Annotated in this window: 22 protein-coding genes; 13 read left to right on the top strand and 9 right to left on the bottom strand. The window is 42.8% G+C overall.

The window, feature by feature from the left end; all coding sequences use genetic code 11:
- Positions 1–54: 54 nt before the first annotated feature.
- Positions 55–873 carry a helix-turn-helix domain-containing protein gene (locus IQ274_RS17775; protein WP_163934532.1) on the bottom strand — a complete coding sequence of 273 codons (819 nt, stop codon included), beginning with the start codon at positions 871–873 and terminating at the stop codon, positions 55–57.
- A complete protein-coding gene (locus tag IQ274_RS17770; protein ID WP_163934529.1) occupies positions 848–1,660 on the bottom strand; it encodes a pseudouridine synthase in 813 nt (270 codons plus the stop codon). The genes IQ274_RS17775 and IQ274_RS17770 overlap by 26 nt, the downstream gene beginning before the upstream one ends.
- Positions 1,661–1,793: 133 nt before the next feature.
- Here IQ274_RS17770 and IQ274_RS17765 point away from each other — a divergent pair, with 133 nt between their 5' ends.
- Entirely contained in the window at positions 1,794–2,510 is a 717-nt protein-coding gene (locus IQ274_RS17765) for a DUF2993 domain-containing protein (protein WP_163934526.1), read from the top strand.
- A gap of 531 nt (positions 2,511–3,041) precedes the next feature.
- Here IQ274_RS17765 and IQ274_RS17755 read toward each other — a convergent pair.
- Both IQ274_RS17755 and cbiT read right to left on the bottom strand, forming a co-directional pair.
- Positions 3,042–3,923: a phosphatidate cytidylyltransferase gene (locus IQ274_RS17755; protein ID WP_194143030.1), complete on the bottom strand. Its 882-nt coding sequence runs from the start codon at positions 3,921–3,923 to the stop codon at positions 3,042–3,044.
- A 168-nt stretch (positions 3,924–4,091) separates the two neighbouring features.
- Positions 4,092–4,694 (bottom strand): precorrin-6Y C5,15-methyltransferase subunit CbiT, encoded by a 603-nt coding sequence (gene cbiT, locus IQ274_RS17750; RefSeq protein WP_114084477.1) that lies wholly within the window; start codon positions 4,692–4,694, stop codon positions 4,092–4,094.
- A 95-nt stretch (positions 4,695–4,789) separates the two neighbouring features.
- Here cbiT and IQ274_RS17745 point away from each other — a divergent pair, with 95 nt between their 5' ends.
- Together IQ274_RS17745 and tatA are read left to right on the top strand one after the other, a co-directional pair.
- Positions 4,790–6,193: a serine/threonine protein kinase gene (locus tag IQ274_RS17745; protein ID WP_194143009.1), complete on the top strand. Its 1,404-nt coding sequence runs from the start codon at positions 4,790–4,792 to the stop codon at positions 6,191–6,193.
- A 176-nt stretch (positions 6,194–6,369) separates the two neighbouring features.
- Entirely contained in the window at positions 6,370–6,543 is a 174-nt protein-coding gene (tatA, locus tag IQ274_RS17740; RefSeq protein WP_012412063.1) for a twin-arginine translocase TatA/TatE family subunit, read from the top strand.
- Between the two features lie 64 nt (positions 6,544–6,607).
- On the opposite strand, the gene cphA is transcribed toward tatA, so the two are convergent.
- Positions 6,608–9,313 (bottom strand): cyanophycin synthetase, encoded by a 2,706-nt coding sequence (gene cphA, locus IQ274_RS17735; RefSeq protein WP_193950050.1) that lies wholly within the window; start codon positions 9,311–9,313, stop codon positions 6,608–6,610.
- Between the two features lie 423 nt (positions 9,314–9,736).
- Positions 9,737–10,600, bottom strand: a complete 864-nt coding sequence (locus IQ274_RS17730; protein ID WP_012412065.1) for a cyanophycinase — start codon at positions 10,598–10,600, stop codon at positions 9,737–9,739.
- Positions 10,601–11,138: 538 nt separating this feature from the next.
- On the opposite strand from IQ274_RS17730, the gene trmD reads away from it, so the two are divergent.
- The 7 genes from trmD to argH all read left to right on the top strand — a co-directional run bounded on the left by trmD (position 11,139) and on the right by argH (position 18,765).
- A complete protein-coding gene (trmD, locus tag IQ274_RS17725; protein WP_194143008.1) occupies positions 11,139–11,879 on the top strand; it encodes a tRNA (guanosine(37)-N1)-methyltransferase TrmD in 741 nt (246 codons plus the stop codon).
- 66 nt (positions 11,880–11,945) lie between these two features.
- Positions 11,946–12,428: a 2-C-methyl-D-erythritol 2,4-cyclodiphosphate synthase gene (gene ispF, locus IQ274_RS17720; RefSeq protein WP_194143007.1), complete on the top strand. Its 483-nt coding sequence runs from the start codon at positions 11,946–11,948 to the stop codon at positions 12,426–12,428.
- Positions 12,429–12,433: 5 nt separating this feature from the next.
- Positions 12,434–14,233, top strand: a complete 1,800-nt coding sequence (locus IQ274_RS17715) for an ABC transporter substrate-binding protein (RefSeq protein ID WP_194143006.1) — start codon at positions 12,434–12,436, stop codon at positions 14,231–14,233.
- Positions 14,234–14,333: 100 nt separating this feature from the next.
- Entirely contained in the window at positions 14,334–16,118 is a 1,785-nt protein-coding gene (locus IQ274_RS17710) for an ABC transporter substrate-binding protein (protein WP_194143005.1), read from the top strand.
- A gap of 51 nt (positions 16,119–16,169) precedes the next feature.
- Positions 16,170–16,958, top strand: a complete 789-nt coding sequence (gene larB, locus IQ274_RS17705) for a nickel pincer cofactor biosynthesis protein LarB (protein WP_194143004.1) — start codon at positions 16,170–16,172, stop codon at positions 16,956–16,958.
- Between the two features lie 106 nt (positions 16,959–17,064).
- Positions 17,065–17,274 (top strand): hypothetical protein, encoded by a 210-nt coding sequence (locus tag IQ274_RS17700; RefSeq protein WP_163935618.1) that lies wholly within the window; start codon positions 17,065–17,067, stop codon positions 17,272–17,274.
- Between the two features lie 105 nt (positions 17,275–17,379).
- On the top strand, positions 17,380–18,765 hold the full coding sequence (gene argH / locus IQ274_RS17695) for an argininosuccinate lyase (RefSeq protein WP_194143003.1): 1,386 nt from the start codon (positions 17,380–17,382) through the stop codon (positions 18,763–18,765).
- 302 nt (positions 18,766–19,067) lie between these two features.
- Here the strand turns inward: argH and IQ274_RS17690 are convergent, their stop codons facing one another.
- Entirely contained in the window at positions 19,068–19,235 is a 168-nt protein-coding gene (locus IQ274_RS17690) for a hypothetical protein (protein ID WP_012412073.1), read from the bottom strand.
- A 522-nt stretch (positions 19,236–19,757) separates the two neighbouring features.
- A complete protein-coding gene (locus IQ274_RS17685) occupies positions 19,758–20,363 on the bottom strand; it encodes a PEP-CTERM sorting domain-containing protein (protein ID WP_163935612.1) in 606 nt (201 codons plus the stop codon).
- A gap of 445 nt (positions 20,364–20,808) precedes the next feature.
- Here IQ274_RS17685 and IQ274_RS17680 point away from each other — a divergent pair, with 445 nt between their 5' ends.
- Positions 20,809–21,303: an NUDIX hydrolase gene (locus IQ274_RS17680; RefSeq protein ID WP_114084487.1), complete on the top strand. Its 495-nt coding sequence runs from the start codon at positions 20,809–20,811 to the stop codon at positions 21,301–21,303.
- Positions 21,304–21,526: 223 nt separating this feature from the next.
- On the top strand, positions 21,527–22,339 hold the full coding sequence (locus tag IQ274_RS17675; protein WP_163935609.1) for an alpha/beta fold hydrolase: 813 nt from the start codon (positions 21,527–21,529) through the stop codon (positions 22,337–22,339).
- 133 nt (positions 22,340–22,472) lie between these two features.
- Here IQ274_RS17675 and IQ274_RS17670 read toward each other — a convergent pair whose 3' ends face one another.
- On the bottom strand, positions 22,473–23,282 hold the full coding sequence (locus IQ274_RS17670; RefSeq protein ID WP_163935605.1) for a pantothenate kinase: 810 nt from the start codon (positions 23,280–23,282) through the stop codon (positions 22,473–22,475).
- Between the two features lie 109 nt (positions 23,283–23,391).
- Between IQ274_RS17670 and IQ274_RS17665 the strand changes: the two genes are divergently transcribed.
- Entirely contained in the window at positions 23,392–25,116 is a 1,725-nt protein-coding gene (locus IQ274_RS17665) for a diflavin flavoprotein (RefSeq protein ID WP_194143002.1), read from the top strand.
- Positions 25,117–25,124: the final 8 nt, after the last annotated feature.

Genomic DNA, 25,124 nt, shown 5'->3' with positions numbered 1-25,124 from the left:
CGCTGCGCTTAGTTTGCTTCCTTGTAAGGGTAAAATTTTGAATTTATTTCTCCCTTATCTCAAAACATTAGGCTTGGCAGCAATCCTAATTTCTTCCTCTTTCCCTGGCTCTCCCATTTCCTTAGCTTTCTCCTGATTGACGCTCATCAATACACCACCAGCATTATCAGTTTTCACTGTCAGTTGCTCTTGAGCTTTCCAAATCCGGTGAGTTCCCTCTGGAAGAATACCCTCAAACTCGGTTTTACCATCGGCTATGACGCGAATCCAAGATGACGCTTTCAAAGTGACACCAATTTGTACAACCTGTCCCTCTTGTCCGCCGTCAACGGGATTACTGACAGGTTGAACTTTTAGGGAATCTTTTGGTTGGGTTGGCTCTGGGTTAACAATGGATTTTTGTTTTGGGTATATTTGGTTTTGGCTATTACTTGCTTGTAGTACCGCGTTATTTAATAACTGAGACAACCCATTTACAGAGCATACGATTAGCAATATGTAAAGAAAGTAAAGATGAATCGGACGTAGTTGATTAATGGGTGAAGTATTCCCCATACCTTGAGGATTTAATTGTGCAGAACTGATCGGAAAAGTGCCAGAAAATTCTACTCCATTCAAGCCTAGAGCATCGGCAAATTGCCTGATCAAACCCTGAATATAGACTGGTTCTGGGAGATCGTTTATATTACCTTCTTCGATCGCCTGCAATAATCGTTGAGGAATTCTGGTTAATACAACCACTTGCTCTAGAGATAGACCCTGTTCTTGACGCAAAGCCCAAAGTTGAGCGCCCAATTCTGCCAACTTTTCGGTTCGTTGTTGCTCTAATGAAAGCGATGGCTGGTGATTATTCTTCTTTCTTAGCCATTTCATGCCTACTGACACTCCTTAACTCCACTGAATCTTTAATAGGTTGCGTTATCTGATCTTGCAAAAAGCGAATTTCATGATCGTTGAGGGAACGATATTTACCCTCTGACAATAAGGGTTCTTTTGGAGTTTGTAATTGAATTGGGCCGATAGCAGTTCGATGCAGCTTGATTACTGGGTATCCTAACTGTTGAGCTATCCGGCGGATTTGGCGATTTCTTCCCTCCTGCAACACTATTTCTAAAAAGCTTTGTTCGGCACGATGTTCTATTAGGTGTACCTTAGCAGCCCTGGTTTTTCTACCCTCTAACATCACACCCTCACGCCACATTTGCAGTACTGCTTCTGGGGGATGTCCTCTGACCAAAACATGATATGTCTTGGAAATGCTATGGCGGGGATGGGTTAGTCCAAATGTCAGATTTCCGTCATTTGTGAGGATTAATGCTCCCGTTGAGTCTGCATCTAAACGCCCAACTGGGTGAATACCTGAACCCTCCCGTAATTTTCTCGGTAGTAAATCCAGGACTGTTGTTCTTCGGTGAGGGTCGTAGCAAGTCGAAACTACTCCCGCAGGTTTATGTAGCAATAGATATATTAAAGCCGGACGCTGCTTTTCGGATACAGTTTTACCGTCAATTGCGATCGCATCTTTTTGGGGATCAACTTTTTGACCCAAATGTGCCAATTCCCCATTGATTTGCACCCGTGAGTGCCTAATCATTTCTTCAGCTTCACGACGTGAGGCGATGCCCCATTGAGCAAGAATTTTTTGTAACCGTTCCTCCATCTGGAATTACTTATTTACTGTTAACAATTAAATGATATTTGCATTTTGTAGCGAGTAGGCATAAATGTTACATTTAAGACTTGTTTAATTTCTGTCCAGCTGTTGAGCAAATACTCATAAACCGATTGCTTAGATGCCAGAGCAAAATTCTCAAACGACAAATGCAAATAAAATCCGCATAATTACGCAGGTACTCACAAAAGCCCTAAAGCTCTGGTTAAGAGCGCAAGTGAGCCAAATATCAGAATTAGAAGTGGAGATTAAAGCAAGCGATCGCCAACTTCTCTCTGGGCGTATCCCCTTGGTATCTATTTTTGCTACTCATGCAGTTTATCAAGGTCTCCTAATTACACAAATTCAATTAACGGCAGAAAATATTCAGATAAACATTGGTTCCGTACTTAAGGGAAAGCCATTACGACTGTTAGAAACAGTATCAGTGGTTGGCGATTTGATCGTAGACGAGAATGATTTGAATACTTCTCTCTCATCTGACTTATTATCAACTGCTTTGAGCGATTTGCTGGTTAAAGTTTTACCAACAAATTTCCCAAAGTCACAACCAATAAACTGGCAAGAAATTATCCTTGATAACAATCAAATTATACTGCGAGGCTTGAGAGTAACCAATACTGAAACAATGCCTCTAGAGATTTGTTTGGGCGGCTTACAGTTACTTAGTGGGCATGAGTTGCAACTGACACAAATAAAAATCAATCCCCACGAGGGAGATATATTAGACGACAATCATGAGTACAATCTGGATCTTGGCTCAGATGTCGATATCCAAGAACTAACGTTGATCCCAGGCAAACTGGTGTGTAGGGGTCAGATTAACGTTAATCCTTGATCGTGAAAAATTAAAAAATACTAAATACGCGCCGTGTGCAACTTTCTTTCAAACCTAACCCCCAGCCCCTTCCCTGCTAGCGTTGGGGAGCAAAAATCAAAGTCTCTCTCCGTTTCGGGGCTACGGTGTACACACAAATCATCTGATCCCCCTAAATCCCCCTTAAAAAGGGGGACTTGAAGAAATTTCCCCCCTTTTTAAGGGGGGTTAGGGGGGATCGAAACACTGTTAAACAACTTTATAAGACTTGTGTGTACACCGTAGCCGTTTCGGGGAGAGGAATGGAAGTGGAGTTCTAAGAATAAGTTGCACACGGCGTTAATACCCTATTTTAAATGACCTAGTGCCTCTCAGAGGATGATGAGAATAAGAGCAAAAGGGTCAGGGGACTCAAACCTAGGGTGAAATCCCATATATAAATGATACATCAATGCAGAGGCTTGAAACCCTTGTGGAAGTGGTAATTGCACCATCTCTCCCCCTGCTCCCTGCTCCCTTCCCCCTGCCTCTTTTGAACTCATCCCAAAAGCTCTATAGTAGCGGCAACAGTAGTGTCACAAAATAATAAACCAAAGGTGCTGTGAAAATATAACTATCAGTACGGTCTAAAATACCACCGTGACCGGGAATTAATTGTCCAGAATCTTTGACTCCAGCATCACGCTTGAGCATAGACTCGGTAAGATCCCCTAAAAGACTAGCAATGCCAATCAACAAACCCAATGCTAAACCAGTCAACAAGGATCTGGGCAAGTGGAGATAGTAGGCTCCTGCTATGGCTACAGCAACACTTGAAGTAATGCCAAATACAGCACCTTCTACAGTTTTCTTCGGGCTAATCTCAGACAGACGGGTTTTCCCAAAGAATTTGCCAATGGTGTAAGCACCAATATCGGCTGCCCAAATACACAAAAAAGTCAGCATTGTTGCTGTAAAACCTTGTGGTAAAGAAGCAGAACTTGCCTTTTCCCAGAAGTCTGTCCACGTTGTAGGCCAGTAACCCCCGAAAGGTAGATTGCTAAAAACGGCACTATCAATTGCTCGTAATCGCACCCAGTAACTTGGCAAATAACCTACGTAAAATAGCCCCATTATAGAAGCAGAAACATCAGCGATCGTGGCAAATTTGGGCTGAAATAACAGGTAAAAACAGATAAGTGTGCCAGCTAATGGCATCACAGCGTCAGCTAAATTGCCATCAATGGTACAAATTACTAGCAAAAATAGGCTGACAGCCATAGTGGTTTTAGCGGCGGGAGCGATGCCTCTGGCTCGCACCAAATTAAAATATTCCTGTTGACCCAAAAAGATGACAACCGCAAACATGATGGTAAAGTACCAGCCACCCAAAAGGGTAACAGAAAGAGCAAGAGCGATCGCAACAATTCCACTAATAATCCGAGACCAAGGCATAGAAGTATTAAATATTGGGCATTGGGCATTGGGTATGGGGCATTGGGCATGGGGCATTGGGCATGGGGCATGGGGTATTGGTCAATAATCAATAGTTCTTCTTCCCCTGCTCCCCCTGCTCCCCCTGCCTCCCCTGCTCTCTACTCCCCATTCCCCATTCCCCATTCTCTAATCCAGTTTCTCACCACTGAGGATAAAAATGGGATCAACGGCAGTAAAGGTTTGAGAAAAGCCGCGCGTTTCTAAGCGGTTAACCGCAGACTGAACAACTTCGATATTTCTAGCCCTTAACAGAGAAAAGGTTTGAGAAATAGCATACAGACTTTCTAGATTAGCAGCTGTAGCTACAACCCGACCGGATGGTGGCAAATAATGCCATGCTGCTTGCAGAATATCCTGGATAGGTCTTCCTCCCTCAATACAAACGCGGTGAGGAGCAACCTTGAGGTCATGTAAACACTCTGGGGCGCTACCTTCAATGACTTCGACGTTTTTCACTTCAAAGCGATCGCAGTTCCGCTTGATCAGGTTAGCTACTTCTTCATCTCTTTCTATAGCAATAATTTGACCCTTTGGACACAATAGCCCAACTTCTACGGGAATTGTACCTGTCCCTGCGCCAATATCCCACAATACAGAATCTGATGTTAGTCGCAGTTGGGCAATTAACAGTAGCCGGACTTCTCGCTGACTCAGGGGAATTCCTGGCAAATGCTCGAACAGTTCATCAGGAATACCAGGGGTAATATAAGGCCAAAGTTGGGAGGGCATAGAATTACGCAATTATACTAAAGATATGGATTTGCCGAAATTGAAAAGTCATAAGCTATAAAAACTTTTCAAACGTAGCATTATAAGAAACCATAATGATTGGTGAAATATTAGGCGAACGCTATCAAGTTCAGCAGCTATTAGGCAAAAAAGCAGGGCGGCGGACGCTTGTAGCTCGTGATTTGAACACTCAGGAATTGGTTGTTATTAAGTTACTCTCTTTTGATGGTGACTTTGAATGGGATTCACTCAAGCTGTTTGAGCGAGAAGCTGAAACTCTAAAATCTTTGTCACATCCCTTAATACCTCGCTATTTAGACTATTTTGAGGTAAATTCACCCGCCATCAAAGGATTTGCCCTAGTACAAAGTTATATCCCAGCACAAACTTTAGAGCAATACGTCCAATCTGGCCGGACTTTTACCGAAGTAGAAGTCAAAGAGATAGCCAAAGCACTTTTAGAAATTCTCATTTATCTACATGGGTTATATCCGCCTGTTATCCATCGTGATATTAAGCCTAGCAATATTTTATTGGGAGAGCGTTCTGGTAACAGTGTTGGTCAAGTTTACCTAGTAGATTTTGGCTCGGTGCAAACTGTCCTTGCTACAGAAGGTGGAACTAGGACTGTGGTGGGAAGCTATGGGTATATGCCACAGGAGCAATTTGGCGGACGCACGGTTCCAGCTTCCGATCTTTATAGCTTAGGTGCAACTTTAATTTATTTAGTGACGGGTACTCATCCAGCCGATTTACCCCAAAAAGATTTTCGGATTCAGTTTGAACAGGTGGCTAATGTGAGTCCTGAATTGACTCACTGGTTGCAGCAAATGACTGAACCCAGTTTAGAAAGGCGTTTTAATTCTGCTGCTGGTGCGTTTGCAGCTTTAGACAAACCACAAACGACAAACTTGCCTACTTTGGTTGTAGGTAAACCAGATGGGAGTAAGATTCAACTAACCAAAAATGTGGACTCTCTGGAAATTATCGTTCCACCATCTGGTTTTGATCCATCAATAGTATTTACAGGTTTATTTGCGATCGTCTGGAATTCATTTATCCTCTTTTGGACAATTGGCGCACTCTCTATTCCTTTTCCTGTCAACATCCCCTTTGCTTTGTTCTCACTTCCTTTTTGGGGTGCTGGCTTTCTCATGGTGTATAAACTTCTCTTTCATTTATTTGGACGCATCTGCTTACGCCTGAATGCAGAACAAATTACCCTAAGTTGGGAGTTATTTAGTTGGAAATTTTATCGCCCCCGTGCATCGTCACGGCAAAGTATTAATAAGTTAGTTTACATTCCCAAACATTTTACTAAAAATTCTGATGGCACTAGAATTGCCGTTCCAGCACAATTATATATTTACTCAGGAGTACAAAAATATCAGCTTGGTGGAAACGATGTCGGTATTAAATCCGAAGTAGAACTTGAATGGTTAGCTCATGAATTAAGTGATTGGTTGGGTTTGCCAATTACCAAGCCAATGGGAAGTTAATCGAGCTAGCGTCGCTTTGTTCAAAAATAATAGGAACCTTTACGCGGTTTCTCTGTCCTGAAACGCAATCCCTAGCATAATCTTCCCTACTTCTTTACCTCTTGTTTGCCCCTAAATAATCAGATTTGAGCCATCAATGTCTATATTTAATTAGAGATGCCTTAGAGGAAATTTATATGTTTGGACTAGGATGGCCAGAAATCGCTGTAATTACCATAGTCGCTATTCTAATTTTTGGCCCTAAAAAAATTCCCGAATTGGGCACTGCACTAGGCAAAACCCTACGAGGTTTTAAGGAGGAGATGAAAACCCCCAGTGATGAAACTAATTCAGAAGAAGAAAAACAATAGTCAATAGTCAAGAGTCAAGGCTGAAAAACTTTGAAATGCTGAACTTGAGACTCTTGACTGTTGACTACAGTAGTGTGTTGACTACAGAAGAAGGTGCTATTCCATTTTGAGAATCAGCGATCGCTGTGCCAGTATTTTGTTGATGTGTCTCTTCCTTGGCTAAACCACGCAGCTTAATTAACTTAATAGCCCTAGTCACGCTTTCTGGTAGAATCACCACCAGGCTGTTATCAGGAGCCATGTCTAAGCCTTTATTAATCGCTTGGGTTTCATCCAAAATTGATTCATAGCGGCTATCAGGCTTCACTTGGGTAATGCCTTGAATAATCAATTGGGCGGCTGAACCCCGTAAACGTCCCCGTGTGTCATCGTCTTCTTTGACAATGATGTAGTCAAAAATTTGTGCTGCTAATTTGCCCAAAGTAACAAAATCTTCGTCGCGGCGATCGCCAGGTCCACCAATTACGCCAATCCGTTGTCCTGTAGTCCAGTTCCGTACAAAGGAACCTACAGCTTCATAACTAGCTGCGTTGTGAGCATAGTCTACTAAAGCGTGGTAGTTGCCTAAATTAAATAAATTCATTCGTCCCGGCGTTTGACTAACTGAAGCCCGGAAAGTCTTCAAACCAGAGCGAATCTGCTCAATTGTGACGTTTTGCACGAATGCTGCCAAACTTGCAGCTAAAGCGTTGGCAATCATAAACGGCGCACGTCCGCCCATTGTTAAAGGTATATTTTCTGCTCTTTCTATCCGATGTGTCCAATCACCTTTAACAATTGACAAATAGCCACTTTCATATACTGCGGCTACACCACCCTTTTGAATGTGCTTTCGCACTAATTCCGAATCAGGGTTCATGGTGAAGTAAGCAATATTAGCCTTAGTTTTTTCTGACATAGCGGCGACGCGATGATCGTCAGCGTTTAGTACCGCGTAGCCATCAGGGAATACGGCTTCGGCTACTACACTTTTGAGGTTAGCTAATTGCTCAATAGTCTCTATATCGCCTATTCCTAAGTGGTCGGCGGCTACATTCAAGACCACTCCCACATTTGCGGCTTCAAAACCCAATCCAGAGCGGAGAATACCACCGCGAGCCGTTTCCAGTACCGCTACCTCCACTGTTGGATCTTGAAGGATGACGTGGGCACTTTGGGGGCCTGTATTGTCGCCAGCTTCTACTAAGTAATCACCGATATATGTTCCATCGGTTGTAGTATATCCAACTACTTTTCCAGTCTGTTTATAAATATGTGCTAGTAGTCGGGTAGTAGTGGTTTTGCCATTAGTACCAGTAATGCTGAGGATAGGAATTTGGCTAGATTGCTCGTTGGGAAACAGCATATCCATCACTGCGCCAGCGACGTTACGGGGAATACCCACGCTGGGAGCAACGTGCATCCGAAAGCCTGGAGCAGCGTTAACTTCAACAATTACGCCATCCACTTCTCGTAGGGGACGGCTAATATCCGTAGTAACGATATCAAGCCCGGCGATATCCAAACCGATAATCTTGACTACCCGTTGTGCCAACCACAGATTTTCTGGGTGAATTTCATCAGTACGGTCTACAGCGCTACCACCTGTACTTAAGTTGGCTGTTGCCCTGAGATAACAAATAGTACCTTTGGGTGGAACACTATTTAGGGTATAGCCTTGCCTTTCTAATAGTTGATAGCTGGTACGGTCTAGTTCAATCTTGGTCAGGACGTTATCATGTCCTTCACCGCGATTTGGATCGAGGTTTGTTTCCTCAATCAGTTCGGAGATGGTGGATCTGCCATTGCCAATGACGTGAGCCGGGACACGTTCAGCGACTGCGACGACTTTACCATTTACCACCAATACTCTATGGTCACGCCCAACATAATATCGTTCGACGATAATTGAGCGGGAAACCTGTCTAGCAGCTTCGTAGCCGGCTTCAGCTTCTTCCCAAGTTCTAATGTCAATGGTGATCCCACGTCCATGATTACCATCCAAGGGCTTGAGAACGATGGGATAGCCGCCAACGTATTCAATGGCTTGTTCTAAATCGTCTAAGAAGTTGATCACTGTACCTCTAGGTACTGGCGCACCGGCTGCCGCGAGGATGCGTTTAGTGGCTTCTTTGTCGCAAGCTAGTTCTACACCCAGAATGCTGGTGTTGTCTGTCATTGTGGCCTGCATCCGCTTCTGGTTCACGCCATAGCCTAGCTGAATCAAAAAGCGGGCTTCTAGAGACATCCAGGGAATACCTCTTTTTTCTGCTTCTTTGATGATCGCTTCAGTGGAAGGGCCCAAGGAAGCATCACGGGTGAAATCTTTCAGGTCTTGGATATCTTGCTCTAGTTCTGCCTTGGGATAACGGCCTCGATCAACGATACTCTGGCACAGGCGCACTGCGGCTCGTCCAGCGTAGCGTCCTGCTTCTTCATTCTGGTATTCAATTACTACTTGATAAATTCCGGGTGTGGCAGTTTCGCGTGTGCGACCAAAGCCGACGTGCATACCAGCTAATTCCTGGAGTTCTAAAGCTACATGTTCTACGATATGGCCGATCATCGTGCCTTCTTTGACTCGCATCAAAAAACCACCACGACAGCCAGGCGAACAATAATGACCCTCCAGACTCGGCAGCGCCTCAACTAGTCCTTCATAAAAGCCTGGGATTTCATTCGAGGGCGTCTCGGCAAGGGTTTCTAAATCGAGGCGCATGACGATCAGCTTGTGGCGTCGAATGCTCCAATAGTTTGGGCCGCGTAAGGTCTGGATCTTGAGGATTCTCATGGGAATAGGTAGATGGAGATTCGGAACCAAAATTCTAGTTTCTTACTGTAATTGACCGCTAAACTGTTCGTTGCAAACAGTTTTTTCTTTTTACATAGTATTCTCATCATTTTTCTACAACAAGAAATAAATGTGCGGTCAACCGATTTTGGATTTTAGATTTATGATTTTGGATTAAAAGAGACAATTGGGGTACTTAGCTCTGGTAATTTTAGATTTACGATAGCGTAGCGTCAACGAGTCATCGAGGGGTTTTTAGATTTGTTTTACCCACTTTCTGGCGGCATCTGCCGAAAAGCTCTCTTAATCTAAAATCCGTTTTGAAAAGTTTGCTAGGTCGGGAAACCTTCCTTACAACTTTTCGCAAAATCCAAAATCTAAAATTTGTGGTCAACTCAGTGTAACCTCAGATACTCTATCCCGTCAGCTGGAGATCCGGTGTACAGCAGGCAATACAGTGCGCTGGTACAGGTGGAAGCGATCGCCGTAGCTGAGGATATGGAGACGTAAATTATGCACGGTTAATGGTTCATTAGCACCAACATGGGGTTCGTTGGTGTGGGTGGCTTCAGTGGGATCGACAATAGTAACACTGCCTTTACCCATAACTTGTAACCAACCATCACGTTCAAACACTGCACAAGTATCTTCGTCAATGCCAATACCTAAGCGATCGGGGTGAGCAGCGATCGCACTAATCAACCGCCCCATCCGATTCCGGTTGTGAAAATGTTGATCAACAATGACTTCAGGAATAAATCCCAAACCCGTTGCCATATCTACTAGGGAACGATTTGGTGACTCTCCACTCCCGCCGCCAGCAATCATGTGATGCCCCATCACTGCCGCTCCTGCACTGGTGCCTGCTAACGTCAGTTGCCCTGCCCTAACCCTCTGCCGAATAATTTCCATTGCTGGCGTATCTGCCAATACGCCACAGAGACGCAGCTGATCTCCTCCTGTCAAAAATACCCCACTACAGGCTTCTAAGGATGCTTTGATTTGAGAGGCTTCACACTGTTCGCGTTCGCGGATGTCTAAAATCTCTACCTTTTGGGCACCCATTTCTTCAAAAATGCGAATGTACCGACCACCAATGATGGCGGGTTCGCGAGAGGCAGATGGAATAATTGTAATATAAGCCTTACTAGCACCGGCACGTCCAAAAAAAGTTCGTAGGATTTCGCGCCCATGAACTTTGTCTTCTGCGCCTCCGATAACCAGAACGGCGGTTTTAGTTGCTTGGGGTGTCCTCATTTCTAGCGATTTAGCTTGTAATTGCGGCATTTTGTTTCTCCTGTCAACAACTTCAGGTGAATTTAACAAGGTTCAGAAGGCTGATGATTTTTGCGCTTTGCAACTTTCGAGAGGACACTTTGTGGAAGTTTTGAAACTGGGCAGCCACTCTCCGAATTCTCGCTTAACGCTCGCGTTGCCTCAGTCTAAACGTGTTTGTTCCCATTCCTCAAAGCCAGGGCCTTGTTTTTCACCTGTCCACTTGCAGCAGGGCAAAATAGTCTTTAGGGGGCTAGATTCCCACCCTGGGGCTGGGGACGAGCAGATAAGACTACGCTTTTTTCTGAGGCTGGCTCGATGCATCCTGGAAGTTGTTAACTTGATATGATTATTAATTTAAATGTAGTTGTGACAACATTTAAACATAAATTAAGTAATTAGAAAAACTTTTGATCCCATCTAAAATCCAAGAGGTCTGGTAGTTTTAGATACTATTGATAAAGTTTAACTGGAGTTTGACTCGACCTCGGCTTGGCGGTGTTTGCTAGACATCCAAATTTAAGATTAGTGTCCTTGAATACGAATAACTGTGCGCTTTGATATAGTTACACTTTTTCCTGACTGTTTTAACTCTGTTCTCAATTCTGGATTACTGGGTAAAGCCTTAGCTAAACAGATTGCCGAAGTGCATCTGGTTAATCCACGGGACTTTACCACTGATAAGCACCGAAAGGTGGATGATGAACCCTACGGCGGCGGCGTTGGGATGCTAATGAAGCCAGAACCGATTTTTAACGCCGTGGAGTCGCTGCCGATTCTACCCCGAAGAGAAATAATTTTGATGAGTCCACAGGGTCAAACAATTAATCAACCTCTTTTGAAAGAATTGGTGACAAATTATGACCAGCTAGTAGTTATTTGTGGGCATTACGAAGGAGTCGATGAGCGAGTACTGCATTTGGTAACTCGGGAAGTGTCTTTAGGCGATTTTATTCTGACTGGCGGAGAAATTCCAGCAATGGCTTTGATTAATGGTGTAGTGCGACTAATACCAGGAACCGTGGCCAAAACCGAGTCTCTTACAGCAGAAAGTTTTGAGGAAGGGTTATTGGACTATCCCCAATATACTCGTCCTGCCAATTTTCGCGGCTTGAAAGTACCTGATGTCTTACTCAGTGGGAATCATGCAGCGATCGCCAAGTGGCGTTACGAACAACAAATTCAAAAAACCCGCGATCGCCGCCCCGATCTATTGGAGCAGGGGGCAGGGGGCAGGGAGCAGGGGAAGCAGGGGAAGCAGGGGAAGCAGGGGGAGAATAATAACTCCTAACTCCTAACTCTTAACTCCTAACTCCTAACTCCTAACTAATGACAAATGACAAATGACAAATGACAAATGACAAAAATTCGTATTGGTAACGGCTACGATATCCATCGATTAGTGAGCGATCGCGCTTTGATTTTGGGTGGAATTCAAATTCCTCATGAACTGGGTTTATTAGGACACAGTGACGCTGATGTATTAACGCACGCGATTATGGATGCCATGCTTGGGGCATTATCTTTGGGGGATATTGGTCATTATTTTCCGCCAAGCGATCCCAAATGGGCGGGAGCAGATAGTTTAGTACTATTAACTCAAGTACATCAACTGATTCGGGATCAAGGCTGGCAGATAGGAAATATTGACTCGGTGATAGTAGCAGAACGTCCCAAATTAAAGCCGCATATTCACAATATGCGCGACAAACTAGCGGCGATTTTAGAATTAGAACCAAATCAAATTGGCATCAAAGCTACCACTAACGAAAAATTAGGCCCCGTTGGACGGGAGGAAGGTATATCTGCTTATGCTGTTGTCTTGCTTTTGAAAGAATAAAAATTATGAAATATGCGACAATTTTTCACATAATTAAGCGTTTTTGCTTACCAATAATTCTGGCTTCAGCAACAGCAATTACAGTTACTGCCTGCAATCCATCTAACTTTAAAACCGCAGCTGCACAAGTTCCCCAGTTAGTTGTTTCTACTACGAGTGATCCTAAAACCTTTAACTACGCCCTCATCCAAGAATCTCCCAATATTGCTGGTTTCACTTATGAGGCATTAGCGACTCAAAACGGAATAACTAAAGAAATTGAGCCAGCTTTGGCTGAATCTTGGGAAATTTCCCCAGACAAACTGCGGTTTATCTTTACCTTGCGAGAAGGATTGAAGTGGTCGGATGGTAAGCCATTAACAGCCGATGATGTCGTTTTCTCTTTTAATGACATCTACATGAACAAGCGCATTCCCACTTATATCCAAGATGCTCTCCGCATTGGAAGCAGTAAGACTTTTCTGAAAGTCCGCAAAGTCGATGAACGCCGAGTAGAATTTATTCTGCCAGAACCGTTTGCGCCTTTCTTGCGATCAATTGCAGCAGGGGTAGGAATACTACCAGAACACGCCCTACGTGAAGCTGTGGAAGCGAAAAACTCTGACGGTAAGCCAGTGTTTATGTCCACTTGGGGAACCGACACAGACCCGAAAAAAATTATTGTTAATGGCCCTTACGCAATCGAGAGTTATTCAACCAATCAACGCTTAACATTTCGGCGTAACCCTTATTACTGGCGCAAAAAAGATGCACAAGGAAAACAACTGCCATATATTGAACGTGTAATTTGGCAAATTGTGGAATCGCCTGATACAGCTTTGCTGCAATTTCGTTCTGGAGGGTTAGATTTACTAGAAATTGGCCCTGGAAATTTTCAATTGCTTAAGCGTCAAGAAAAGCGGGGTAACTTTACTATTAAAAATGCCGGGCCTGACTCTGGGACAAGTTTTATAACTTTCAATCTCAACAAAGGTAGTCGCAATGGCAAGCCTGTTGTAGATCCCATTAAATCACGCTTTTTTAACAACGTTGCTTTTAGACAGGCTGTCGCCTACGCTATTGATCGCCAAACGATGATCAACAATACTTTGCGGGGATTGGGTGAACCACAAGACTCTCCAATTTCTGTTCCCAGTCCCTATTATTTCTCTCCCAAAGAAGGTTTAAAAACTTATGACTATAATCCAGAAAAAGCTAAACAACTTTTACTAGGAGCCGGATTCAAATACGATGATAAAGGTCAACTTTTGGACGCGGATGGTAATCGAGTCCGTTTCACAATGATGGCTGTTGCTGGTAATAGACCGACAATTACACCGAAAATTCAACAGGATCTCGGCAAGATAGGTATTAAAGTTGATTTACAATTTCTTGACTTCAGTATTATTGGAGAAAAAATCTCTAACACTCTAGATTGGGAATGTTGGTATGGAGCCATCACCGGGGGTATTGAGCCACAAGATGGTTTCAATGTTTGGTCTGTAGAAGGTAACTTTCATGTATTTAATCAGAAAGCTCAAGCCGGACAATCCCCAACAGTAGGTTGGAAAGCTACCGATTGGGAGCAGAAAATTGAAGACCTCTACATTCAAGGGGCAAGGGAATTTGATGAAACAAAACGCAAAGCTATCTATGCAGAAACCCAACAACTCTCACAAGAGTATCTGCCTTTTATTCACCTATTCAATTCCCTCGCTTTAGTAGCCGTGCGTAATACCATTGAGAACGTAAAATACTCAGCGATAGGAAGTTACAATTGGAATATTTATGAACTCAAAGTAGTAGAAACTAAAAAAGCTAGTTAATTTTCATGTGTTATCAAAACTAAACTTTATCATATCAGATTCACTTAAAGACTTATAAGACCTGTAGGTTGGGTTGATGAACTATTTGTGCATTAAAAGTATGAAATTTTTTAGCAAAATATTTCTGGTAATTAAACGTTTTTGGTTGCCAATAATTTTGACTTCAGCAACAGCACTTACACTTATCGCCTGCAACCCCACTAACTTCAAAAGTGTAGCTGCTCAAGTGCCGCAATTGGTAAGTGCCATTCTCAGTGACCCTAAAACTTTTAATTATCCTCTCAGTCAGGAGGTTCCGAATGTTTTTCCTCTAATTTATGAAGGATTAACTACTGAAAACCCTATAAGTGGCAAAATCGAGCCTTCTTTAGCGGAATCATGGGAAATTTCTGATGACAAATTGCGGTTTGTTTTTACCCTACGCCAGGGATTGAAATGGTCTGATGGGAAGCCTTTAACAGCAGATGATGTAGTATTTACCTTCAACGAAATTTATCTTAACGAAGCGATTCCCGCAGATGCTAGAGATGTGCTACGGATTGGTGAAAGTCGGGCATTGCCAAAGGTACGAAAAATTGATGCTCAACGAATTGAATTTACGACTCCAGAACCATTTGCACCGTTTTTAGGAGCTTTAGGACTGCCAATTTTACCTGCTCATACTCTAGAACCATTTGTTAAGACAAAAGACCAAGAGGGTAAGCCAATATTTTTGTCAAAATGGGGCGTTGATACTCCTCCAGATCAAATTATTGTTAATGGCCCTTACAAGTTAGAGCGCTACGATACAAGTCAGCGTGTAGTATTTAGGCGCAACCCCTACTATTGGCGCAAAGGGCCCAAAGGAGAATCCCAACCTTATATTGAACGGATTGTGTGGGAAATTGTGGAATCAACAGATACCTCCTTGCTGCAATTTCGTTCTGGCGGGTTAGATACTGTGGGAGTCTCACCAGATTATTTTTCTTTGCTAAAGGTGCAAGAAGAACAGGGGAATTTCAAAATTTTCAATGGTGGCCCAGCAACAGGTACGACGTTTGTTTTCTTTAATTTAAATAAAGGTAAAAGGGATGGAAAACCCCTGGTTGATCCAATAAAATCGCGTTGGTTTAATACTGTAGAATTTCGACAGGCAGTAGCATACGCGATTGACCGACAAACAATGATTAACAATACTTTTCGGGGTTTGGGTAAACCACAAAATTCACCCATTTCCGTGCAAAGTCCTTATTATCTGTCGCCTGAACAAGGACTAAAAGTTTATAACTACAATACAGAAAAGGCGAAAGAACTGTTACTAAAAGCAGGATTCAAATATAACGACAAGAACCAATTAATAGATGCTCAAGGAAACCGTGTCCGCTTCTCATTGCTCACCAATGCTGGTAACAAAATCCGCGAAGCAATTGGGTCGCAGATTAAACAAGACCTGAGTAAAATTGGTATTCAAGTTGATTTCACACCTCTGGCATGGAATACTTACACAGATAAGCTGTCAAACTCATTAGATTGGGAAGTTTCTATGCTGGGTTTGACTGGTGGTTTAGAACCAAATGATGGGGCTAATGTCTGGTCGCCCGAAGGTGGATTGCACATGTTTAATCAGAAACCCCAAGCAGGACAAAAATCGATTCAAGGTTGGGAAGTGGCTCCTTGGGAAGCAGAAATTGCTAAGTTATACATTCAAGGGGCAAGGGAATTAGACACAACCAAGCGAAAAGAAATTTATGCAGAAACCCAGCGAATTACTCAAGAGAATTTACCTTTTATTTACTTAGTTAACGCTTTATCAATGTCAGCAGTGCGTAATCGCTTTGAAGGTATTCAATACTCTGCACTGGGTGGTGCATTCTGGAACATTCATGAAATAAAAGTAACGGATTAATCATTAGTTATTAGTCAGTGGTTAGTGGCAAGAATAAAGGAAAAAGGACTAATGACAGATGAAAAAACCTTGCGATCGCTACTCGTTGCGGTTGCCAATGGTAAAGTTACCCCAGATATGGCATTAGACTCACTCAAAGACTTAACTTATGAATCTGTAGGTGAGTTTGCCAAAATTGACCATCATCGCCAGCTAAGAACTGGTTTCCCAGAGGTGATTTGGGGGCCTGGTAAGACTCCCGAACAAATTGCTCAAATTATGGAGGTGATGCGCCTCCGCAACCCGGTGGTGATGGCGACTCGCATTGAACCAGCAGTTTATACCGTACTGCAATCAAAAGTTAGCGGTTTGCGATATTACGATTCGGCGCGAATTTGTGCGATCGCTCCTCCTAAGATCGAACCACTATTTGCGGGTGAAATTGCCATTCTTTCTGCTGGTACTGCCGATTTAGCCGTTGCTGAAGAAGCAGCTATCACTGCTGAACTTTCTGGTTTCCGGGTACAGCGTCTCTGGGATGTTGGCGTTGCCGGAATTCACCGTTTATTAAGTAACCGCCACCTGATTGAGTCAGCATCGGTGTTGATTGTCGTGGCAGGGATGGAAGGCGCTTTACCCAGCGTTGTCGCTGGTTTAGCGAGTTGTCCTGTGATTGCCGTACCCACCAGCATCGGCTATGGTGCGAGTTTTGGTGGGTTAGCACCTTTATTGACAATGCTTAACTCTTGTGCGGCGGGAGTAGGTGTAGTAAATATCGATAATGGTTTTGGTGCAGCAGTTTTAGCGGGGCAAATTTTGCGAACTGCCGAGAAATTGCGGTTGGCATCGGCTGAATCTTGAGTTAAGACTTTAAAGTTACACCCAATATTTCAGTACGTTATCAGTAATTTATCTGAAAAATAAACTGATCTCAAATGTGCCACCCTCAACCTCTTAATCACCAAATATGAGCCATCTCAGCGATTTGACATCTCAGTTATATTGGCATTTGCCTGCAAATTTGACAGCACTACTAGCACAAACAATTACCGATCCAGACCTGATGGGTCAGATTCAAAAATCTTGGAGCCACTTTATACAAACAGGTCAAGTGTGGGCATTGTTGATTGGTTTAGTCATTGGCTATATGATTCGGAATTTAACTAGCTACGGTTAAATTTAAAAGTTAGGAGTTGAAAGTGAGGAGTGAGAAGTTATGGGAGTTAAAAACTCATAACTCCTCACTCTTAACTCTTAACTCTCCCCCACTCTCTTGATATTTATGACCAAAGAACAAACTTGGAGCCAGAGGTTTGAATCAGCGTTGCATCCAGCGATCGCTCGTTTTAATGCCAGTATAGGTTTTGATATTGAATTAATAGAATACGATCTGACTGGTTCTCAAGCCCATGCCAAAATGCTAGCTCACACGGGCATTATCTCCTCAGAAGAAGGTGAACAACTGGTTGCAGGTTTAGAAGAAATTCGCCAAGAGTACCGCCAAGGTAGATTTCAGCCTGGTGTTGATTCAGAAGATGTACATTTTGCAGTTGAAAAACGACTGACAGAAATTGTCGGTGATGTGGGTAAAAAACTGCATACGGCGCGATCGCGTAATGACCAAGTTGGTACTGATACTAGACTCTACCTCCGCGACCAAATCCAGCAAATCAAAAGCGAATTGCGAGAATTCCAAGTTGTTCTACTAGATATAGCTGAAAAGCACGTTGAAACTTTGATCCCAGGCTATACCCATCTACAACGCGCTCAACCAGTGAGTTTAGCTCACCACCTCTTGGCATACTTTCAAATGGCGCAACGTGACTGGGAACGCTTAGGAGATGTTTCTCGCCGTGTCAATATCTCACCTTTAGGGTGCGGTGCTTTAGCGGGAACTACTTTCCCTATTGATCGCCACTACACAGCCAAACTATTAGATTTTGACGATATTTATGCTAACAGTCTCGATGGAGTAAGCGATCGCGATTTTGCGATCGAATTCTTGTGTGCTGCTAGCTTGATTATGGTTCACCTCAGCCGCCTTGCAGAAGAAGTCATTCTTTGGTCATCTGAAGAATTTCGTTTTGTCACCCTCAAAGATAGCTGTGCTACAGGTTCCAGTATCATGCCCCAAAAGAAAAACCCCGATGTTCCAGAACTCGTGCGGGGGAAAACAGGGCGTGTATTTGGTCATCTCCAGGCAATGCTGGTGATTATGAAAGGGCTACCTCTGGCATATAACAAAGACCTGCAAGAAGATAAAGAAGGTCTATTTGACAGCGTTAACACAGTCAAAGCATCTCTAGAAGCAATGACGATTTTGCTCAGAGAAGGCTTAGAATTTCGTACCCAGCGTTTAGCAGAAGCCGTAACCGAAGATTTTTCCAACGCTACCGATGTAGCAGATTATCTTGCAGCACGGGGCGTTCCTTTCCGGGAAGCTTACAACCTCGTGGGTAAGGTAGTAAAAACTAGTATTGCCGCAGGTAAACTCCTGAAAGATTTGGATTTGGAAGAGTGGCAACAACTACATCCGGCATTTGCAGCAGATATTTATGAGGCGATATCCCCCCGTCAAGTTGTAGCAGCCCGCAACAGTCACGGTGGTACTGGCTTTGTACAGGTTAGCAAAGCACTCATAGCTGCTCGCGCTCAAATCGATCAATAAGGGAATGGGGAATGGGGAATGGGGAATGGGAAGGTAGGGGGAGCAGAGGGAATTATTGAATAAGTCTCCTCTCTCTTCCTTGTTTCTTCTTCATGCCCAATTCCCAATGCCCAATTCCCAATACAGTTCAGATAAGACCAAAACACTTGTAGAGACGGCGATTTATCGCGTCTCAAAACCCACGATTTTGTACAAGTAGCGCTTTGAACCGTATTGCCCCATAACCAAAAATAAATAAGGGCGTACAAATGTGCGCCCTAAACAATAAATAATCTATATAAAAAAGGATTTAAGCAGACAGCTTAGTCAGTGTCAGCTGCTGTTGCTGCGCCTTCTTCTTCTTCACTCTTGGGTGGTCTTTGTTGGAACCTTCTCTGCATTCTTCCTGTCGTAGTTCGTTTACGAAACTTTCTGGCATACGCCTGGTTCCGTAGCGCCTTTTCTTTTTTCGGGTTACGGCGCTTGGCCATGTTCACCTCATTAAATAAACAACAAAAGAGTAGCAACTAGGCATCACGTAGGCAATATTAGCTACCAATGTTATTGATATACTTGTAGCCTAGTGCAGCAATCAATACGCTTTAAACAGTGTACTAGTCTACCGCGTTTTACCTTGTTTTGTCAATAACAATTTAGAATTATCCCCACCAGCTAGACAAAAAATACATTTTCTTAGATGCAAATACATCAAAAATATGTAAATTAGCTAACTAGTTATTCTTGCAAAAAGCCAATGAAGAAGCTATCTCAATACTGCTCTGAGTCAGACTTTTTACACAAAGAATTTGGCTGAGGTAAAAAATAACTGGGCTTGGGTTAAAGGTTTTTTCTTTCCCCTTTTCCCATTAACGAAGCAGTATTGGAAGCTATCCTACTAATAAAATTCAGTATTTGCTAAACTTCAACTTCATTTATTCAACGCAAATGCAATAGGTACAAGCGAAATTGACCGTTTTTCCCTATTCGTGCAACAAAGCCTTTTATTGATGGTTTTAGGAAACTTTTTCAAGCTTCTTATCAGTTAATTTAGATGGCTTATTACGTTTGAGTGCTGAAGGGACACCAATAATAGCGAGGGCAAATAAGCTAAGGATAGAGGTGGGTTCAGGTACGGTGATTATGCTTGCAGAAAAACTGATGGGTAACTCACTATCTTCCGTCCCCAAATTTTCAAAACCTGGTGTCAGTGGTGGAACAGAAAAAACTTCTAAATAACTTGGCGTTGGCAAAAAACTAGCGAAAAATGGACTAGAATAGTTTCCCCCCGATGTAGAATAACCAAAACCATCACCTGTTAACTGCTGAGTATTAAGACTAATTAAATTGTCAACATTAAAAGGTTCGTTTCCTGGTATAGGAGTGCCTACAGGTTGCAGACCAGTAATTGTTTCACCATTTCGTGTACCAGTAATTCCCAAAATCTGATAAAAACCCAAATCGTCAGGGGTGTTATCAGTGGTAAAAGTACCAATCGCCTCTATACCAGTACCAGAATAATTCCAATTCCAAGCTAAAGCAGAGGCGGCTTGCATTGTACCGAAAACCAATCCAGATGTGGTGGTGAGGGCTATGGCAGATAGTAGAGCTAGATTTTTCATTGGGTTGTTTGTGCGATCGCTTTTAGCACACCAAAGGTAATCGCAGTTTTTGTAAAGGATTTTCGTATATTAAGCTTAATTAGCAAGAATTTGGTGGCAATCTCCAATAGCACTTAATTGCCTCTTTAGAATTCAGAATTTAGACATACTTATTCAGATTAATTTTTTGAAAGTGTCTTGAAAAATATTAATGATAGCTGGTTTGAGCAAAGCTAATGTTATTTATAAACTGAAAAGTCTTCTAACTTAACAAATGGTATGTATATATAAATACAGTGCTTCTATTGAAAGTTAATGTTAAGATTAATGATATTCTACGTAAATCGTGAGAATAAAATCTCAAACCACAAACATTTTTGTATAAAACAAAACTCGACGAAATTTTATGAGTTGAGTTGATGTAAGTGGTAGAGAAATATAGAATACAACATATCAATTTTGAAGATTGAACGTTATTGCTTTTTTTCCGGCAGCTGTCCAGTCCACACGTAGCTTATGGCGTATTGGACAAACAGTATTGGGTATTATATTTCGTCATCCCATTACTGGTACTAGTATCATCCCAATTTTACCTGATGGTCGGATAGTACTGATCCGACGGCGTGATGATGGTCTTTGGGCATTGCCTGGAGGCATGGTCGATTGGGGAGAAGATATTCCCAACACAGTCCGCCGGGAATTGATCGAAGAAACCGGGCTAGAATTGGTGAAAATCAACCGTTTGGTAGGAGTTTACTCTGCACCAGACCGCGATCCCAGAATCCATTCAATTTGTATTGCGGTTGAAGCCGAGGTGCATGGGACAATGGAGATTCAAGATACTTTGGAAGTTATGGAAATCCAAGCTTTTTCTCCCAATTTGCTACCTTCAGGACAGATGTCTCACGACCATACTAGGCAGTTGCAAGACTACTTAAATGGCTTGACAACACTGGCATAACAATATTTTGTTATTAGTCATTGGTCATTTGCCGCCAAAGTTCTGATTTAAGGAAGCTTCTCTACGAGAGGCTGCGCCCTAAGCGTAGCTATGCCGCAGGCTTTACGAGATGCTACGCTAACGGTTCAGACTTCTCTGTTTATAATTTGCCCAAAACTAATGACAAATGACTAATGACAAATGAATATTTATTATGGTGCTAAAAGTTAACTACTAAATTAAAATGAATACACTATTCCGTAACTCCCGGATAAAGCTCTCTCAAGGGCTTGTATTCTGGCGTGAAATTGGTGAAAAAACTCCTATAATTTTTTTACATGGTACTTGGAATGAAAGCAGTCAATGGTTATCTGTGATGGAGTCCCTTGCACAAGATTTCCATTGCTTTGCACCTGATTTGTTAGGGTTTGGTGAGTCAGAGAATCCTAATATCCACCATTCGATAGATTTGCAAGTAGAGTGTTTAGCTGAATTTCTGCAAGCTGTCAAACTAGAAAAAGTATATTTAGTAGGACATTCTCTTGGGGGTTGGATTGCTGCTAGTTATGCTTTAAAGTATCCTGAGAAAATCGATGGTTTGGTACTGCTTGCACCAGAGGGCGTAGAGATAGCAGGACAGGAAGAGTATTGCCGGAAGATGCGGCGATTATTGAATTATCCACCACTAATAGTTAAATTGTTGCGATCGCTAACTCCCTTAACTAAAATCTTGGGTTGGCATGAAAAAATTGCCCAAGACTTGCAGTTGCGTCAGTCGCTATTGCCTTATCCCAGAGGTTGCCAGTTACTTTTCAAACGGCGACAGATAGAAATTGAAGCGGAATTAGTGCAAAAGCGGCTTTATATGATAGATGTGTCGGTTTTTATTTTACAAGGTGGGCAAGATACACCAGATGCTTTGGCCAAGAGTCGTGTTTATGCTCAACTGATGCCAAAAGTTGAGTTGAAAATGATTTCCCATGCCGGAAATGATTTACCGGAATCTTGCGCTGGGGTTGTAGCACTTGAGATTCGGGAGTTTATTAAAGGAAATTAGTAATTACAGATATCTATAAAATAAGGTTTATTTATATTAATTAAATAAACATCAGGGTCAATATAATCGCTAGCTCTTAAAACTGAAATTTTCATTTTTTGGTGCTGCGAAATACTTAATTTATTCAGTTGCCTTAATCACCCATTACTATTTCCTGCATTCCCCAAAAAATTAAATTGGGTTCTACAAGCAAACGTGCTGTAATTTCAGGATATAAGGCTTGTAGATAGTTTAGTAGTAAAGTGCGATCGCCCCCTTTAATCGCAATTTTGCCATCAGGAAATAATTGCAACCATGCCTCAATAAAGTCTTTAATTCCAGCTAATATTGTATAAAATACTCCACTCTGAATAGCCTCTATAGTGTTGATGGCAAAACGTGGTGGTAGAGATGGAAAATTTTGCATTTCCACTAATGGTAATTGTCCTGTTTGTTGACCGAGAGTTGCAAATTGTAAGCCCAATCCCGGCAAAATTGCACCTCCAACTAGACACTCATTAGCATCCGCAGCCGTAAAAGTTAGCGCTGTCCCAGCATCAATCACCAACATTGGAAAACCCCAAATTTCCCCCGCTCCCCACAAAGCTAAAGCGCGGTCAATTCCTAGTGTGGAATACACACTTTTTAGCGGTACTTGGTCTAATGTAATAACATGAGTATTTGGGTAAGTTTGCCAAATAGCAGTTTGACCCGGAACTACGGAGGCGACGAAAACAGGGCAGAGGGGCAGAGTGTTTGTTAGAGATTTAAATTCGGGGAAAATTTTCTCTAGTAAATCATTCAGGGTTTGACATTCAGCCAACTGTTGTATAACAGACTCAGGAAGATAGTCAGTATCCCACGCTGAGTAAAGCGTCTCGTCAATAAATAACGCCCAATGTAGCCGAGAGTTCCCAATTTCCAACGCTAGCCAAATTTCCTCTCTGTACTTCTGCGGTTTCACACTTTTAACTTTTTTAAGTCAGCCATAGATTTTTTAATAAAAATTAACATTCATCACGTGTCACAATAAAAGAAGAGGAACAAATACTCATTGTGTCAAGGAGGGAGTTATGGTAGCGCTCACCGAAAAAACAGAAAAACGGCTCACCATACAGACTGTGGAAATCGCTCAAGAGACGACGGCAATTCGCTCTTTAGACTGGGATCGCGATCGCTTCGATATTGAGTTTGGTTTGCAAAACGGTACTACTTATAACTCGTTTCTCATCCGTGGGGAGCAGACTGCTTTAGTTGATACCTCCCACGAAAAGTTTCGTCAACTATATTTTGATACGCTCACCGGACTAATCAACCCAACAGATATTGATTATTTGATTATCAGCCATACTGAGCCAGACCATAGCGGTTTGGTTAAAGACTTGTTGCTTATGGCTCCAGAAATTACCGTTGTCGGTTCTAAGGTGGCGATTCAGTTTCTTGAGGATTTTGTACATCAGCCATTCAAGCGGCGGATTGTGAAAAATGGCGATCGCTTGGATTTGGGCAATGGTCATGAATTTGAATTCGTGATTGCCCCAAATTTACATTGGCCAGATACCATTTTCAGCTTCGACCACAAAACCAAAACTCTCTACACCTGCGACGCTTTTGGGCTGCACTATTGCTCAGATAGCACCTTTGATGAAAACTTGGCAGCGATCGAAGAAGACTTTCATTACTACTACGATTGCTTGATGGGGCCAAATGCCCGATCGGTTTTGTCTGCCCTGAAGCGGATGGGGGAACTTAAAACCATCGATATGATTGCCACAGGACACGGCCCATTATTATCTCACAATGTTGAGGAACTAGTTGGACGTTACCGCACTTGGAGTCAAACCCAAGCCAAGCCAGAAACGGTAATTGGAATATTTTATGTTTCCGAATACGGATATAGCGATCGCCTCGTGCAAGCAATTGCCAACGGCATCGGGAAAACTGGTGTCGCCGTGGAAATTGTCGATTTGGGATCTGAAGTCGATTTACAAGAACTGCGGGAATTGGTTAGCCGTTGTGCAGGGCTAATTGTTGGTCTACCTCCGGCTTCTGGCGCTGCGAGCATCCAATCTGCACTCAGCACAGTTTTAGGATCTGCCAAAGAAAAGCAAGCTATCGGTGTGTTTGAAAGTGGCGGTGGCGATGATGAGCCGATAGATCCTTTAGTGAGTAAATTCCGCAATTTGGGCTTGACAACAGTTTTTCCAGCAATTCGGATTAAACAAACGCCTACAGAAAATACCTACAAGCTTTGTGAAGAAGCGGGTACAGATTTAGCTCAATGGGTAACACGCGATCGCAGCATCAAAGCGATGAAATCTCTGGGTGCTGACTTAGATAAAGCACTGGGTAGGCTCAGTGGCGGACTGTATATTATTACTGCCAAAAAAGGCGATGTATCCAGTGCCATGTTAGCCTCCTGGGTTGCTCAAGCCAGCTTCAAACCCTTGGGATTTTCCATTGCAGTCGCCAAAGATCGGGCAATTGAATCACTCATGCAAGTAGGCGATCGCTTTGTTCTCAACGTTTTAGAAGAAGGCAATTTCCAACCACTTATGAAGCACTTTTTGAAACGGTTCGCCCCTGGTGCTGATCGCTTTGAAGGAGTAAGAACCCAGCCAGCCGAAAATGGTGCGCCCATCCTCAACGATGCCCTCGCCTACATGGAGTGCGAAGTCGTCAGTAGAATGGATTGCGGCGACCATTGGGCAGTATACAGCAACGTCTACGCCGGACGAGTTTCTAAACCCGATGCTTTAACTGCTGTGCATCACCGCAAAGTCGGAAATCACTATTAAAGAAGGTA

Source organism: Nostoc sp. LEGE 12447 (genome assembly GCF_015206985.1).
Taxonomy (GTDB): domain Bacteria; phylum Cyanobacteriota; class Cyanobacteriia; order Cyanobacteriales; family Nostocaceae; genus Nostoc.
The sequence above is the reverse complement of the archived record's forward strand: the minus strand, read 5'-3'. Positions and strand labels throughout refer to the sequence as shown.

Excerpts from the sequence above, each read along its gene's own strand:
- IQ274_RS17690 (WP_012412073.1), bottom strand. The coding sequence starts at position 19,235 with ATGGCCAAGCGCCGTAACCCGAAAAAAGAAAAGGCGCTACGGAACCAG.
- argH (WP_194143003.1), top strand. The coding sequence starts at position 17,380 with ATGACCAAAGAACAAACTTGGAGCCAGAGGTTTGAATCAGCGTTGCAT.
- cbiT (WP_114084477.1), bottom strand. The coding sequence starts at position 4,694 with ATGCCCTCCCAACTTTGGCCTTATATTACCCCTGGTATTCCTGATGAA.
- larB (WP_194143004.1), top strand. The coding sequence starts at position 16,170 with ATGACAGATGAAAAAACCTTGCGATCGCTACTCGTTGCGGTTGCCAAT.
- tatA (WP_012412063.1), top strand. The coding sequence starts at position 6,370 with ATGTTTGGACTAGGATGGCCAGAAATCGCTGTAATTACCATAGTCGCT.
- IQ274_RS17710 (WP_194143005.1), top strand. The coding sequence starts at position 14,334 with ATGAAATTTTTTAGCAAAATATTTCTGGTAATTAAACGTTTTTGGTTG.
- IQ274_RS17685 (WP_163935612.1), bottom strand. The coding sequence starts at position 20,363 with ATGAAAAATCTAGCTCTACTATCTGCCATAGCCCTCACCACCACATCT.
- ispF (WP_194143007.1), top strand. The coding sequence starts at position 11,946 with ATGACAAAAATTCGTATTGGTAACGGCTACGATATCCATCGATTAGTG.
- IQ274_RS17770 (WP_163934529.1), bottom strand. The coding sequence starts at position 1,660 with ATGGAGGAACGGTTACAAAAAATTCTTGCTCAATGGGGCATCGCCTCA.
- IQ274_RS17715 (WP_194143006.1), top strand. The coding sequence starts at position 12,434 with ATGAAATATGCGACAATTTTTCACATAATTAAGCGTTTTTGCTTACCA.
- IQ274_RS17775 (WP_163934532.1), bottom strand. The coding sequence starts at position 873 with ATGAAATGGCTAAGAAAGAAGAATAATCACCAGCCATCGCTTTCATTA.
- IQ274_RS17765 (WP_163934526.1), top strand. The coding sequence starts at position 1,794 with ATGCCAGAGCAAAATTCTCAAACGACAAATGCAAATAAAATCCGCATA.
- IQ274_RS17700 (WP_163935618.1), top strand. The coding sequence starts at position 17,065 with ATGAGCCATCTCAGCGATTTGACATCTCAGTTATATTGGCATTTGCCT.
- IQ274_RS17675 (WP_163935609.1), top strand. The coding sequence starts at position 21,527 with ATGAATACACTATTCCGTAACTCCCGGATAAAGCTCTCTCAAGGGCTT.
- IQ274_RS17665 (WP_194143002.1), top strand. The coding sequence starts at position 23,392 with ATGGTAGCGCTCACCGAAAAAACAGAAAAACGGCTCACCATACAGACT.
- IQ274_RS17745 (WP_194143009.1), top strand. The coding sequence starts at position 4,790 with ATGATTGGTGAAATATTAGGCGAACGCTATCAAGTTCAGCAGCTATTA.
- cphA (WP_193950050.1), bottom strand. The coding sequence starts at position 9,313 with ATGAGAATCCTCAAGATCCAGACCTTACGCGGCCCAAACTATTGGAGC.
- IQ274_RS17730 (WP_012412065.1), bottom strand. The coding sequence starts at position 10,600 with ATGCCGCAATTACAAGCTAAATCGCTAGAAATGAGGACACCCCAAGCA.
- IQ274_RS17755 (WP_194143030.1), bottom strand. The coding sequence starts at position 3,923 with ATGCCTTGGTCTCGGATTATTAGTGGAATTGTTGCGATCGCTCTTGCT.